Annotated in this window: 12 protein-coding genes and 2 riboswitches; of the genes, 2 read left to right on the forward strand and 10 right to left on the reverse strand. The window is 69.2% G+C overall.

Going from position 1 to position 14125, the window contains the following annotated elements; all coding sequences use genetic code 11:
* Positions 1–17: 17 nt before the first annotated feature.
* On the forward strand, positions 18–2066 hold the full coding sequence (locus ASE48_RS05580; RefSeq protein ID WP_057166060.1) for a substrate-binding domain-containing protein: 2049 nt from the start codon (positions 18–20) through the stop codon (positions 2064–2066).
* 9 nt (positions 2067–2075) lie between these two features.
* Here ASE48_RS05580 and ASE48_RS05585 read toward each other — a convergent pair whose 3' ends face one another.
* Both ASE48_RS05585 and ASE48_RS05590 read right to left on the reverse strand, forming a co-directional pair.
* Complete coding sequence (locus tag ASE48_RS05585) at positions 2076–2924, reverse strand: endonuclease/exonuclease/phosphatase family protein (RefSeq protein WP_235570824.1); 849 nt, start codon at positions 2922–2924, stop codon at positions 2076–2078.
* Positions 2925–2934: 10 nt separating this feature from the next.
* On the reverse strand, positions 2935–4377 hold the full coding sequence (locus tag ASE48_RS05590; protein WP_057166061.1) for an MFS transporter: 1443 nt from the start codon (positions 4375–4377) through the stop codon (positions 2935–2937).
* 58 nt (positions 4378–4435) lie between these two features.
* On the opposite strand from ASE48_RS05590, the gene ASE48_RS05595 reads away from it, so the two are divergent.
* A complete protein-coding gene (locus ASE48_RS05595; protein WP_442928694.1) occupies positions 4436–4903 on the forward strand; it encodes a winged helix-turn-helix transcriptional regulator in 468 nt (155 codons plus the stop codon).
* Here ASE48_RS05595 and gcvP read toward each other — a convergent pair.
* From gcvP to ASE48_RS05635, 8 genes are all read right to left on the reverse strand, one after another.
* A complete protein-coding gene (gcvP, locus tag ASE48_RS05600; RefSeq protein ID WP_057166062.1) occupies positions 4849–7677 on the reverse strand; it encodes an aminomethyl-transferring glycine dehydrogenase in 2829 nt (942 codons plus the stop codon). The genes ASE48_RS05595 and gcvP overlap by 55 nt on opposite strands.
* A gap of 35 nt (positions 7678–7712) precedes the next feature.
* Positions 7713–7819, reverse strand: a riboswitch (glycine riboswitch).
* A riboswitch (glycine riboswitch) is annotated at positions 7820–7918 on the reverse strand.
* 14 nt (positions 7919–7932) lie between these two features.
* A complete protein-coding gene (locus ASE48_RS05605; protein ID WP_057166063.1) occupies positions 7933–9063 on the reverse strand; it encodes a M20 family metallopeptidase in 1131 nt (376 codons plus the stop codon).
* Positions 9053–9727 carry a DUF1028 domain-containing protein gene (locus ASE48_RS05610; RefSeq protein ID WP_057166064.1) on the reverse strand — a complete coding sequence of 225 codons (675 nt, stop codon included), beginning with the start codon at positions 9725–9727 and terminating at the stop codon, positions 9053–9055. Before ASE48_RS05610 ends, ASE48_RS05605 begins: the two co-directional genes overlap by 11 nt.
* The gene (locus tag ASE48_RS05615; protein WP_057166065.1) at positions 9724–10140 is read right to left on the reverse strand and encodes a RidA family protein; all 417 of its coding nucleotides are present in this window, start codon (positions 10138–10140) and stop codon (positions 9724–9726) included. Before ASE48_RS05615 ends, ASE48_RS05610 begins: the two co-directional genes overlap by 4 nt.
* On the reverse strand, positions 10137–11597 hold the full coding sequence (locus ASE48_RS05620; RefSeq protein WP_057166066.1) for a 4-hydroxyphenylacetate 3-hydroxylase family protein: 1461 nt from the start codon (positions 11595–11597) through the stop codon (positions 10137–10139). The genes ASE48_RS05615 and ASE48_RS05620 overlap by 4 nt, the downstream gene beginning before the upstream one ends.
* Positions 11594–12121, reverse strand: coding sequence for a flavin reductase family protein (locus tag ASE48_RS05625; RefSeq protein ID WP_162264188.1), 528 nt, complete (start codon positions 12119–12121; stop codon positions 11594–11596). Before ASE48_RS05625 ends, ASE48_RS05620 begins: the two co-directional genes overlap by 4 nt.
* An 89-nt stretch (positions 12122–12210) precedes the next feature.
* Positions 12211–13230, reverse strand: a complete 1020-nt coding sequence (locus ASE48_RS05630) for a quinone oxidoreductase family protein (RefSeq protein ID WP_057166068.1) — start codon at positions 13228–13230, stop codon at positions 12211–12213.
* On the reverse strand, positions 13227–14036 hold the full coding sequence (locus tag ASE48_RS05635) for an alpha/beta fold hydrolase (protein ID WP_057166069.1): 810 nt from the start codon (positions 14034–14036) through the stop codon (positions 13227–13229). Before ASE48_RS05635 ends, ASE48_RS05630 begins: the two co-directional genes overlap by 4 nt.
* Positions 14037–14125 lie beyond the last annotated feature (89 nt).

Genomic DNA, 14125 nt, shown 5'->3' on the forward strand with positions numbered 1-14125 from the left:
GAGTTAAGAGGGTAGGGATGGGCAGGCACAGCATTCCCGACCCCGACGAAGCCGACGACCGGACCGGGAACGGACAGGACGCCGGTTACGGGTCGGAACCCGCCGGGGACACTGACGCGGGACGCGGTGACTCCGGTTACGGCGCTGACGAATACGGTCCCGACGACTACGGGTCTGACGAGTACGGTTCCGACGACTACCAGTACGAGGTCGACGGCGGGTACGACGAACCCGACCCGGCGCCACGGGGTTTCCCCGCCGTCGCCGACGAGGATCAGCCGACCCAGGCGTTCTCGGTCACCGGCCGCCAGCGGGCCTTCGAGGACGGCGAGTGGACCGGCAGTCACCGTGCGGTGGAAACGGGGCGTCGCAAGGTCAGCCCCGTCGTCATCGGCGCGCTCATCACCGTCGTGGTGGTGGTCGGCGCCGTCATCCTGTGGCGCTTCTTCGGTGACGCACTGTCCAACCGCAGCCAGGCCTCGGCGGATCGCTGCGTGGAGGGCGAGGTGACCGTCGCGGTCATCGCCGACCCCGCCATCGCCGATCAGGTCGGCACCTTCGCCAAGCAGTACAGCGAGACCGCCGACCCGGTGGGTGACCGCTGCGTGCAGGTCGCGGTGAAGGCCGCCGACTCCACCGCGGTGATCAACGGTTTCGCCGAGACGTGGCCCGGTGACCTCGGTGACCGGCCCGCGCTCTGGATTCCGGCGAGCTCGATCTCCGAGGCACGGCTGGAAACGGCCAGCGGCGGCAAGACCGTCATCGACAGCCGCCCCCTGGTCAGCTCCCCCGTCGTGCTGGCCGTCCGGCCCGAACTCAAAGATGCGCTGGCCCAGCAGAGCTGGTCGAGCCTGCCGGGACTGCAGAGCAATCCGACCGGGCTGGACGGGCTCAACCTGCCGGGCTGGGGCGGCCTGAAACTGTCCCTGCCGCTCACCGGCAACAGTGACGCCGCCTACCTGGCCGCCGAAGCGGTGGCAGCCGCCTCCGCACCTGCCGGTTCCCCGGGCAGCGCGGGTGCCGGCGCCGCGCAACGCCTGCTCGCCGGGCAGCCCGAGCTGGCCGACGCCGCGGCCTCGACCGCGCTGGACGCCCTCGTCAACGCCGCCGACCCGGCAACCGCACCCGTGCACGGCGTCGTCACCACCGAACAGAAACTGTTCGAGCGCGGCGCGAACCTGGCCGATGCCGACAGCAAGCTCGGTGCCTGGATCCCGTCGGGTCCGGCCGCCGTCGCCGACTTCCCGGCGGTCCTGCTCAGCGGCGACTGGTTGTCCAAGGAACAGCTCGCCGCAGCAAGCGAGTTCGATCGCTTCATGCGCAAACCCGAGCAGCTCGCCGAACTCGCCAAGGCCGGGTTCCGGGTCGAAGGGGTGGCACCGCCGGCCAGTCCGGTCACCGACTTCCCGGCGCTCTCGGAGCCGTTGTCCTTCGGTGACGCCGAGTCCCGCTCCACGCTGGCCACCCGGATGACGGCCCCCGCCCAGAGCGGCACCGTCACCGTGATGCTCGACCAGTCGATGCCGGTCGACGAGGGCGGGCGCAGCCGGCTGGCCAATGTGAGCACTGCACTGAATGACCGGCTGCAGGTGCTGTCACCGACCTCGTCGGTGGGTCTGTGGACCTTCGACGGTGTGGCGGGCCGGTCGGTGACCACCACCGGACCGCTCGGCGACGATGTCGGCGGCGGGCCCCGTTCGGCGGCGTTGTCCTCGAATCTGCAATCCCAGGTGAGCTCCGGTGGCGGCGCGGTGTCCTTCACCACGCTGCGCCTGATCTACGCCGATGCGCTGGCGAACTTCCGCGCCGGTGAACCGAATTCGGTGCTGGTGATCACGTCGGGCCCGCACACCGACCGCAGTCTGGACGGCCCGGGATTGATCTCCTACATCCAGGGCGCGGTGGACACGGATCGGCCGGTCGCGGTGAACGTCATCAATCTCGGTGACGATCCGGACCGCGCGACGTGGGAAGAGGTGGCGCGGGTCAGTGGCGGCGAGTACCGCAACGTGCCCAGTTCCACGGACCCCGGCCTGGCCGACGCGGTGGCCGCTTTCCTGGGCTGAGCGCCCGCTTCAGCGCCGGCGCAGCACGCAGCGCACCCCGAAGTGGTCGGACGGGAACACCCGCGGCAGTGCGGCCGAAATCGGCTCGCGGCCCAGTAGTTCGATCGATTCGGGGGTCCAGCGGTCACCCTTGACGAGCACCCGGTCGAATCGGACGTGGCGGTGCTTGTCCTCCATGTCGTAGCGCATGTGGTTGATCGTGGTGTCCTCGGTGAAACCTGGTTCGCCGGGGCGCAACGCCGGCCACACGTCGCAGTAACCCGCGGGCAGGATCCCGTTCTCGGCATCGCGGAGGTTGAAGTCGCCCAGGATCACCGCGTCCCGGTCGTCGCGTACGGACCCGACGATCCTGCGTAGCTGCCGATCCCGCAATTGGACTGCCGCCTTGCCGCTTTCGAGGTGGATACCGAGCACGGTCAACGTGTGGCCACCGATCCGGTAGCGCGCCGTCAGATAGCCACGGGACCTCTGCGACGGTAGCCCCGTGTAGGTGACCTCGGTGACCGGCGGCCGTGATAGCAACAGCATCCCGTAGTTGCCGGCGTACCCGCCGGTCACCGCCGCGCTGTAATACCCCTCCCGGATCCACTGCTGCTCCAGCAGGACCCTGCGGGCTGTCTCGGTGACCTCCTGGAACATCATGATGTCCGGGGTGTGCTGGGACAGCAGACCGGCGATGGTGCGGTACCGCTGCTCAGCGTGCAAGCCGTCGCACCAGATGTTGTAGGTGGCCACGCTGATCCGGTCGGCCAGCACGTCGGCGGCGGTGACCCGACGCGATGTCCACAGAGTCCGGTCGAATCGCCGGACCGGAACCGCCGCCGGCCGACGGAACATGTCGAGCCACAGCGGTTGCATGCCGCCCAAGCTACGCGCAGGCGGCAGCGCATTCGCGCGGAGCGCGCCAAGCGCGCGGCAGGGTCACCGCGATACCGATGAGCCCGACGCCCAGCGGCACCAGCAGCGCCGCGCGGTACGAGTCGAGCAGATCGGCGCCGGACGCCAGGACGGCGACCTGCACGGCGGTGGTCACGGCGAGTCCGATCGCCGCACCGAATTGGAACGTGGTGTAGAGCAACCCCCCGGTCAGGCCCTGCGATGACTCCTCGACGCCGTCGGTGGCGGCAATGGTCAGCGGGCCGTAGGCCAGGGTGAACGCGATCCCGAGAGCCAGGAAGCTGGGCAGCATGCTCAGATACACCCAGTCCTCCTCGACACCGGTGAACAGCGCGAAGGACAGTGCCGAGAACGCCATCCCGGCCGCGATGACGCGCCACAGCCCGAACCGGCGGACCAGGATCGGGGTCAGGGTGGGGGCCAGCACGGCGTCGATCGCCACCACCAGCAGCGCCAGCGCCGTGGTCAGCGCCGACCAGCCGCGCAGTTCCTGCAGATAGAGCACCACGATGAACTGGAATCCCATGAATCCACCGGCCAGGCAACCGGCGCCGATGTAGGCGTTCACCAGGCTGCCGTTGCGCAGCAGGCCGGGCGGCACGAGCGGGTCGGCGGCGGTGCGCTGGCGGACGATGAATGCCGCGAACAGGATGACCGCGACAGCCCCGGTGGCTGTCGAGGCGAAAATGGAAGCGTGCGCGGCATTCTCGATCGCGGTGACGGTCAGGACCACCGCGCCGGTGATCAGGATCGCGCCGGGCAGGTCCAGCGACCTGTTCGCCCGGGGCGAGCGAAGCGACGGGGAATCGGGGCGCGTGGCGGTATCACGCGGGATCAGCGGGAAACCCAGCGCCAGCACGGCCAGCGCGAGGACGACGGGGGCGAAGAAGACCCAGCGCCAGCCGAAGGCGGTCAGCACACCACCGGCGACCAGCCCGAGCGAGAAGCCGGCGGCGCCGATGCCGGCGTAGATGAGCACCGCGCGATCCCGTTGCGGGCCTTCGGGAAAGCTGGTGGTGATGATCGCGAGCCCGGCCGGCATCAGGAACGCCGCGGCGATGCCCGTGATGACGCGGACCGCGATGATCATCGCCCCACTGGGTGCGATACCGCCCAGTGCCGAGACACCGATGAAGACCACCAGGGCGATCAGAAACACCCGCCGCCGCCCGTAGACATCGGCGGTGCGCCCGCCGAGCAGCATGAAACCGCCGTAGCCGATGACGTATCCGCTGACGATCCATTGGAGTTGGACGGTCGGCAGCGCGAGTGCCTCCCGGATCACCGGCAGTGCGATGTTGAACATCGCGATGTCGATGCCCTCCAGGAAGGCGGCCCCGCAGAGCGCCATCAGGAGCAGTGCCGAGCGCGCCCGCGAAGGCGTACCGGTGGGACGTGCCGCAACTGTGTCCATCTACCCCAACCTTAGGTTCCTATTGGTAACTGACCACATCATCAGGCACCATGGCGGTATGGCGGAAGAAGGCACTTTGAAGTCAGCCAGTACCCCTGAGGTAACCGACTGCTGCCCGGACGCCTTTCAGTGGGATCGCCGCGAGGACTGTGAGGTGCGCCAGATCCTGGACCGGATCGCGGACAAATGGTCGCTGCTGATCATCGCTCTGCTCGATGACGGCTCCATGCGGTTCACCGAGCTCAAACGCATGATCGACGGTGTCAGCCAGCGGATGCTGACCGTCACCTTGCGCCAGCTCGAACGCGACGGGCTGGTGCGCCGCACCGTGCATCCCGTCGTCCCGCCCCGGGTCGACTACGAACTCACCGATCTCGGGCGCACCCTGCACGAGACCGTCCAGTCACTGGTTCTGTGGACCGAACGCCACCAGGCCGATATCGCGGCGGCCCGGCAGCAGTTCGACGCCGCTCAGGCGAAGGCCTCCACCGGCGGGCACGAGCAGACCAGGTTGCGGTCGCCGTAGGCGGCGTCGATCCGGCGGACCGGCGGCCACACCTTCGGACGGAAGCCCTTGCCCAACGGGTAGGCGGCCTGCTCCCGGGTGTACGGGTGCTCCCACTTTTCGACCAGCAGCGAGTCCGCGGTGTGCGGGGCGCCGCGCAGCGGGTTGTCGTCCACCGGCCACTCCCCCGAACCGACCTTGTCGATTTCGGCCTTGATGGCGATCATCGCCTCACAGAACGCGTCGACCTCGGCCAGGCTCTCGCTCTCGGTGGGCTCCACCATCAGCGTGCCGGCCACCGGGAAGCTCATCGTCGGTGCGTGGAAACCGAAGTCCGCCAACCGCTTCGCCACATCGTCGACGGTGACGCCGGTGGCCTTGGTGATGCCGTTGAGATCCAGGATGCACTCATGGGCGACCATGCCGTTCTCGCCGGTGTAGAGCACCGGGAAGTACTCGTCGAGGCGGCGGGCCACGTAGTTGGCCGACGCGATCGCTGTCAACGAGGCGGCCCGCAGCCCCACCCCACCCATCATCCGGATGTAGGTCCAGGTGATCGGGAGGATGGAGGCCGATCCGTACGGGGCCGCCGACACCGTGTAGCTGTCGCCGAGTTCGTCGGCCAGCGGATGCCCTGGCAGGTACGGCGCCAGGTGGCTGCGCACCGCGACCGGCCCCACGCCGGGGCCACCGCCGCCGTGCGGGATGCAGAACGTCTTGTGCAGGTTCAGGTGGCTGACATCGCCGCCGAAACGACCGGGGCGGGCCAGCCCGACCAGCGCGTTGAGGTTGGCGCCGTCGACGTAGACCTGACCGCCGGCGTCGTGCACGGCCGCACAGATGTCGGCGACGTCGTGTTCGTACACCCCGTGGGTGGACGGGTAGGTGATCATCAGCGCGGCCAGCCGGTCCGCGTGCTGAACGACCTTGGCGCGCAGGTCATCCAGATCCACATCGCCGTTGGCCCGGCAGGAGACGACGACCACGCGCATCCCCACCAGCGCGGCCGAGGCGGCGTTGGTGCCGTGCGCGCTGGACGGGATGAGGCAGATGTCGCGGTCGGTCTGACCGTTGTCGCGGTGGTAGGCCTGGATGGCCAGCAGGCCGGCGTACTCCCCCTGCGATCCGGCGTTGGGCTGCAACGAGATCTCGTCGTAGCCGGTGATGCCGGTCAGCCAGTCCTGCAGGTCGGCGATCAGCCGGCGCAGGCCCGGGTTGTCCGACGCCGGTGCGAACGGATGCTGCTTGGCGAACTCCGGCCAGGTGATCGGCTCCATCTCGGCGGCCGCATTGAGCTTCATCGTGCACGAGCCCAGCGGGATCATGCTGCGGTCCAGCGCAATGTCCTTGTCCGCCAACGCCCGCAGGTAGCGCATCATCGAGGTCTCGGTGCGGTACAGGTGGAAAGCCGGGTGGGTCAGGAATTCCGATGTCCGGGTTGCGATATCGGCCACCGCGCGCTGCCCGGGCGCCACCGCGAACGCCTCCAGCACGGCGGCGACATGCGCGTCGGTGGTGGCCTCATCGCAGGCCACCGACACGTGATCGGCATCGACGCGCCACAGGTTGATGTTCGCGGCCTTGGCCGCGGCGACGACCTCTTCGGCCCGGCCGGGCACGTTCGCCAGCACGGTGTCGAAGAAGGTGTCGTGCACCAGCGAATCACCCAGGGCCGCAGCGATCTTCGCTGCATGTCCGTGCACCCGGCGGGCGATCTGGGTCAGTCCGGCGCCGCCGTGGTAGCTGGCGTACATGGCCGCGATCACGGCCAGCAGCACCTGTGCGGTGCAGATGTTGCTGGTCGCCTTGTCGCGGCGGATGTGCTGCTCGCGGGTCTGCAGGCTCAGCCGGTAGGCCGAGGTGCCGTCGGCGTCCAGTGAGACACCGACCAGGCGGCCCGGGAGCTGACGGGCGTGCTTGGTGTGCACGGCCAGGTAGCCGGCGTGCGGACCGCCGAAGCCCATGGGCACACCGAAGCGTTGGGTGGTGCCGAAGGCGACGTCGGCACCGAAATCGCCGGGCGGGGTGATCAGGGTGGTCGCCAGCAGGTCGGCACCGACCGCGACGAGTGCGCCGCGCTCATGGGCCTGCTCCACGAGGGCGCTCCAGTCGTCGACGCGTCCGCTGGCGCCGGGCAGCTGCACGATCACCCCGAAGAAATCACCCTCGGGCAGGCCGTCGCGCAGGTCGGCAGTGACGATCTCGATGCCGAGCGGTTCGGCGCGGGTGGCGATCACCGCCGCGGTCTGGGCGTACACGTCGGCGTCGACCGCCAGCCGGTTCGAGGGGCCCTTGACGGCGCGGTGCATCAGCGTCATGGCCTCGGCGGCGGCGGTGCCCTCATCGAGCATCGAGGCGTTGGCCACGTCCAGCCCGGTCAGGTCGCTGACCATGGTCTGGAAGTTGAGCAGCGCCTCCAGCCGGCCCTGGCTGATCTCGGGCTGATACGGCGTGTAGGCGGTGTACCAGGCCGGGTTCTCCAGGATGTTGCGCTTGAGCACCGGCGGGGTCAGGGTGTCGAAGTACCCCTGGCCGATCATCGACACGGCCACGGTGTTGGAGTCGGCCAGTACGCGCAGCTCGGCGAGTGCCTCTTCCTCGGTGGCCGCCGGCGGCAGGTGTTCCAGGCCCGGCGCCAGGCCGTCGGCGCCGACCGCGTCGAGGATGCCGGCCGGCAGTGCCTTGTCGGCCAGCTCGTCGAGTGAACCGACGCCGATGACGTCGAGCATGGTCGCGATGGCATCGGCATCGGGCCCGATGTGGCGGGTAGCGAAGCCGGAATGGTCAACAGACACGTGATCTCCCCTGTTCGAGGGCGCGGACAGCCAGTCCCTCTCCCTCTGTCGGGGCGCCTGAGAGATTCAGCCGGACCGATCGAATCGGGTCCGGCCTTTCCCCATGGGCGGGTGCACGAGGCACCGCTTTCCAGAGGCATCGTGGCCGTCCGCGGTCCTGGGTGCCTGAGAGGTTGACGGAGAGGTATTGCTCCTTCGGCGCCCGTGACTGGCCGTCACGGAACTCTCCCGCGCAAGGGCGATGCGCTGCTGATTCTACCGGTCGGCCAGATCCAGCGCCGTCCACGCCAGCGCAGTGGCGCCATCACGCAGCGCCACCTCGGCCGCCGGACCCACCGCGGCATCGGCGAAAGCCCGCTGATGGTTCACCGCGGGCAATGATCCGATGCCCAGATAGGGGTGGATCGCGGGCACCACCTGGGACACGTTGCCCATGTCGGTCGAGGCCGTGCGCATGGCCGCGGCCCCCTCGGCGGGCTCGGCGGTCATGTCCCGGCCCAGGTCGGCGGCGTTGGCGATGAACATGTCCAGGATCTCGTCATCGGTGCGGAACTCCGCATACGGCGGGGATTCGAGTTCGATGTCGAGCTCGCAGCCGGTGCCCAGCGCACCCGCTTCGAAACAGTTGCGGATCCGGCGTTCGATGCCGGCCAGGTCGGCGAGGGTGCGGGCCCGCACATACCAGCGGCCGGTCGCCGAATCCGGGATCGCGTTGGGCGCGGACCCCGCATCGGTGACCACCCCGTGCACCCGGGTGGTCGGGGGCAACTGCTGGCGCAGCAACCCGATCGCCACCTGCGCCACGGTGAACGCGTCGGCGGCGTTCACCCCGAGATGCGGATAGGCGCCCGCGTGCGCGCTCACACCGCGGTAGCGGACCCGCCAGTGCGCGACAGCCAGCGGTTCGGCCCGCGGCGCGTCGACCGGGCCGGGATGCATCATCAGCGCCGCGTCCAGACCGTCGAACTCGCCGGCGTCCAGCATGGCGATCTTGCCGCCGCCGCCCTCCTCGGCCGGGGTGCCGATGACGTGCACGGTGATCGCCTGTGCGGTGTCGGCGGCGCGCACCATCAGGGCGGCCCCGATCGCGGAGGCCGCGATCAGGTTGTGTCCGCAGGCGTGCCCGAGGCCGGGCAGCGCGTCGTATTCGGCGATGAACGCGATGTGCAGCGGCCCGCTGCCGGCCCGGGCGTGGAAGGCGGTGTCCAGCCCGCCGGCCCGCGGGTCGACGCCGAACCCGCGCTCGGTCAGCAGTGTGGTCAGCATCCGGTGGGCACGGAACTCCTGCCACGCCGGTTCGGGATCGGCGTGCAGCCGGGTGCTGACGCCGCGCACCAGGTCCCAGTTGCGGGCCAGGTGCTCGGCGGCGAGGGCTTTAGAGGTCACCCGGCACCCCGAAGCTCGGGGCGGCCGACGGGTCCAGGGCCCGGCGGACATAGTCGTCACGCTGCGGTTCCCACACCGTCCACAACTCGGCCAGCCGGGGGTAGGGGTCCTCCGCCCAGTCCACCCGCAGCGTGGTCTCGGGCCAGTCGACCTCCCGGTAGACCAGCAGGCCGGCCGCGTGGATCGGACCCTCCTCGCCGCCGGCCGCCAGTGCGGCGGCCAGCCCGTCGAGCAGGCGGCGTTCGAATTGTGGTGCGGCGGAATGTTCGTAGCCGCGGATCAGCTCGGTGATGGTCGCCGGACCGGCGAGCATGTTGCCCGCGGCCACCACACCGTCGCCGGCTGTGTGGTGGTGGGTGCCGAGTGCGCCGGCCCCGCTGAACGCCGCGGACCGGCCCTGGCTGTCCAGCACGGTGAGCTGCCGATAGTCACGCAGTTCGTGGGTGTCGACGACGGTGTCCAGCGCGGTCCGGGCGTCGTCGCCGGCTGCCAGCCGGTCCAGTAACCGCCCGCCCAGTCGCGGATCGGTGACGTTCTGGCTGGCCGCCGCACCGAGTCCGGGCCGGATGTTCAGGCAGCGCGAGGCCACCGCCGGCGACGAGGACGCGATGATCATGCCGAATGCCCCGGTGTCGCGGTCGAGCGCGGCAAGAGAGAACGTCACGACGCCCGCTGCCTGACCGCGATGACGTCCACCTCGACGAGCCACTCCGGTCGGGCCAGTGCGCTGACCACCAACCCGGTCGACACCGGGTGCACCCCCTTGAGCCAGCGGCCGATCACCCGGTACACGCTCTCGCGATAGCGCGGATCGACAAGGTAGACAGTTACTTTGACGATATCGTCGAGGGTCGCCTCGGCCTCGGCGAGCAGGGTGGCGATATTGGTCATGGCCTGTTCGGTCTGCGCGCCGACATCCCCGACTCCGACGTTCTCGGAGGTGTCGAGGTCCTGTCCGATCTGTCCGCGGACATAGACGGTGTCCCCGGCGACCACGGCCTGGCACAGGTCGTTGTCCAGATTCTGTTCCGGGTAGGTGTCGCGGGTGTTGAACGGGCGGATGCGCTGATGGGTCACGCGGGTATGCCGCCGTTCACCCGGTCGGACAGTTCGGCGGCGGCCTTGACCATGCCAAGCGGACCGTCGAAATCGAAGTTGCGGTAGACCGCCGCATAGTGCGCGAACGGCGGAGCCTGGGCGAACAACTGGAAGGTGAGCCGGTGCCCGGCGTAGTCGCTGTTGAGCAGATCGCGCGCGAAGGCCAGCAGCTTGCGCCGGTCGTCGGCCTGCCATTCATCGGTGATCGAGTAGTACTTCTCCAGCCACTCCGACGCCCCGGGGACGCCGAAGGTGGCCGAGTCCGGGGTGATGCAGATCTGACCGCCGCACAGTTCGCGGGCCCAGTGCATCATCTGCGGCAGCTGGGTCTGCGCCCACACCCGGCCGGCCATGAGCAGCGACTGGTTGGGCATCAGCAGGCCACCGGGGCTGGTCTCGGCGGTGGCGATCGCCGCGGTCAGGTGCGCGTCGATGCCCTCGCGGTAGCAGGCCAGCATGGCCAGCTTCTCCTGCACCGCGGGATTGCTGTCCAGACCGGTCTGCCGGACGTTGAACAGCGCGGCACCGATCATCAGGTCGGCGTACCGGATCGACCGGTGCACGTAGGGCAGTGCGCTGTAGCGGTGCAGGCAGCTGCGCACGAAGGTGGCGGCCCGGGTGTGCCGGTAGAACAGGATGTCGTCCCAGGGGATCAGCACATTGTCGAAGATGACCAGCGATTCGACCTCGTCCACCCGGTTGGACAACGGGTAGTCCGCGGCATCGCGGCGGCCGGCGAAACCGGTGCGGCAGATGAACTTCAGGTTGGGCGCGTTGAGGTCGGCGATGAACCCCACGGCGTAATCGGAGAGCTTGGCGTCACCCCAGTTGGCGATCGTGGGTTTGGTGTAGGCCTGGGTCGCGTACGGCGCCGCGGTCTCGTATTTCGCGCCGCGAACGATGATCCCGTCGTCGGTCTCCTTGACCACGTGCAGCAGCATGTCCGGGTCCTGATCCTGGGGGCGCTTGGAACGGTCGCCCTTCGGGTCGGTGTTGGCCGAGATGTGGAACGGGTCCCCGGTGGAGGCCTTCTTCACGTGCCGCCGGATGTTCTCGGCGAACCGGGGGTCGACCTCGTTGAGCACGTCCTGGCCGTCGTAGAGGGCCCACATCTCGCCGACGGTCTCGTCGCCGACGCGGGTGACCACACCGCGCGCCTCGTCCAGGACGAGGTCGATCGCCGCGCGCTTGTCGTGCCAGTCCTGTTGCGTCAGCGGCATCTTGTTCGCGATCGAGTTGCGCTCGCCGTTCTCGTCGACGTAGCTCATCACGTCCTGGCTGGCGGCCTCGTGCGCCATATCGTAGATCCGGGCCCTGATGTCCACGATCGGGGCGAACATCGGGTGCTTGGTGACATCGTGCACCTGCTCACCGTCGATGTAGATCTCGCGTCCGGTGTTGATGGCCTCGCGGTATTCGTCGCCGGTCCTGATCATGCGTGGTGTCCTTCCGTGGTGTGGGCAGAGAGCGTGCGGTACGCGCCGCGCAGATGCAGCAGCGGTTCGGCATCGGTGTGCACGACGTGCCGCACCTCGCCGAGGTAGAGATGGTGGGAGCCGACGTCGGTGACGCTGTGCAAGGCGCATTCGAAGGCCGCCACGCTGTCGATGTAGACCGGGAGCCCGTTCACCCCGTCGGCCCATTCGCTGTCGGCGAAGGTGAACGGCAGCCGCCCGTCGCGCCGGCGCCCGGCGAAAGCGTCTGCCGCACCGTGGTGTTCGGGGCCGAGCAGGGAGACGTTGAACGCTCCACTGGTACGGATGGCCGCGTTGATCGGACTGCGCCGGTTGATGCACACACCGAGAACGGCCGGCTCGTCGGAGACCCGGCTGACCGCGGACACGGTCTGTCCCCAGCGGGTGTCGCCGGTGTGAGTGGTCACGATGGTCACCGGTGTCGCGGCACAGCTGATCGCGCGGATGAACTCCCGCGTGCCGGTCGGTGTCAGGGTGGATTTCACGTCAGATCCCTCGCAATTCGGGTTCGTGGCCAGGATCGCGGAAGGCAGCGTCGAGATCCGCGCCTTCGATGCTGCCCTGGTCCTGTCCATCAGGCAAAGAGTTGATTCCGTTGTTCTGCATCGGTTTTCGAGATGTCCATGGTCACGACGACCTTGCCGGCGCGGCCGGGTTCGGAGAACCTGCGGTGGGCCGCCGCCAGGTCGGCGAAGGCGAACGTCGAATCCAGCACCGGTTGCACGCTGTGCGCCAACACCTTCGGCAGCACCTCGGCTGCCACTTCACGGCAGATCGCCGTCCGCATCTCGTCGCACAGCCTGCCCAGGCTGGACGACGAGATCTCCACTCCGCCGGCCATCAGCGCCCCCAGGTCGACGGCGGCACCCGTGCCGGAGGCGACTCCGACGATGACCAGCCGGCCCAGTGGCGCGAGCACGCCGATGTTGGCGGCCACCGTCGCCGCCCCCTGGTTGTCCAGCACGATGTCGACGCCCGCGGGCGCCAGCCGCTTGACTGCGTCGAAGACATCGCTCTCGCCGTAGTCGATGACCTCATCGCAGCCGAGCGCCTCACACAGGGCGGTCTTCTCCGCTCCCCGGGCAGTGCCGATGACGGTGGCGCCCAGCCCGCGGGCGATCTGGACCGCCGTCGAGCCGACTCCCCCTGCGGCGCCGTGGATCAGCACCCGCTCACCGGGCTGCAGGCGGCCGCGGTGCACCAGATTCCACCACGCCGTCGCGGCGGCCTCCGGCAGCGCGGCGGCCACACTCAGCTCGAGGTCGTCGGGGATCTCGATGCAGGCGCCGGACGGGACGGCGACGTATTGGGCATATGCGCCGGCCCGGGTCAGTGCCGCCACCCGGTCACCGGGGCGCCATCCTGCACCCGCCACGACCACCGTGCCCACGCACTCCAGACCGGGAACACCACCGGGCGGCGGTGGCATCACCCCACGACACTGCAGGATCTCGGCATTGTTGAGCCCGAAGGCATCGACCGCCACCAGTACCTCGCCGGGGGCGGGCTGCGGTATCGGCACCCGCTCGATGCGCAACGGATGCCGTCCGCCCGGGTCGCGAAGGACCGCCGCGGCCATGGTGGGCTCGGTCATCGCAGCACCACATCAGCGTGGAAATCCACCACCGCCCGGGCGAACTCGCTCGGGCACGTCTCCGGGCTGGCGATGTCACCGTCGGCCAGTACGTATTGCCTGGCCTGCGGGAAGGCCGCCATGATCCGGTCGTGCCGCGGGTAGGCCCGCGGGTCACGGGCTGAGGCGACGCACAACACCGGACCCGGATACCGGCCGACGCCGTCCTCGGAGCGATACGCGGCGACTGCGGCGTGCCCGCGGTCGGGATCGGGATGTGCCAGCACGTCCCGCACATAGCGCCCCTGCACGTCGGGATCGGGATGGGCCAGATACTCGGCGCGGCGCTGCCACAGCCGGGCGAGGTGTCCGCCGTCCGGTTCGGTGGCAATATCGTTGAACGGCGGCGCGGTTCGCCGCCGGCGACGCTCGTCCTCGTCGATGAACGGTGTCGATGACAGCACCACTGACAACACGCGTTGCGGTGCCGACACGGCCAGCTCGTAGGCGACGAGCCCGCCGAAATGATGCCCGACCAGATGGGCGCAGGGCACCCGCAGTTCGTCCAGCACATCGAGGACGGCAGCCGCCGCCGACTCGATCGTGTTGTCGGGTAACGCTTGTGAAGCGCCGTAGCCGGGAAGATCGGGTATCACGATGCGATACCCCTCGATCAGGCCGGCGACGGCGCGGAACTCATCCCAGCTACGCGGCGTCTGGTGCAGCAGCACCAGGCAGGGGCCGTCGAGGTGACCGCCCACGGTCACGACGTGCATGCGCCCGGATCGGGTCTGCACGTACATCGGTGTCGGCTCGGTGCCGCTCACATGGCCTCCAATACGGGTCAAGGTCCTTGACTCGATCCAAGACGCGTCCGGCTTGCGGAGCAAACAGTGAATAGTGCTGCATCACATCG

The organism is Mycobacterium sp. Root265 (genome assembly GCF_001428895.1).
In the GTDB taxonomy this organism is placed as follows: Bacteria; Actinomycetota; Actinomycetes; order Mycobacteriales; family Mycobacteriaceae; genus Mycobacterium.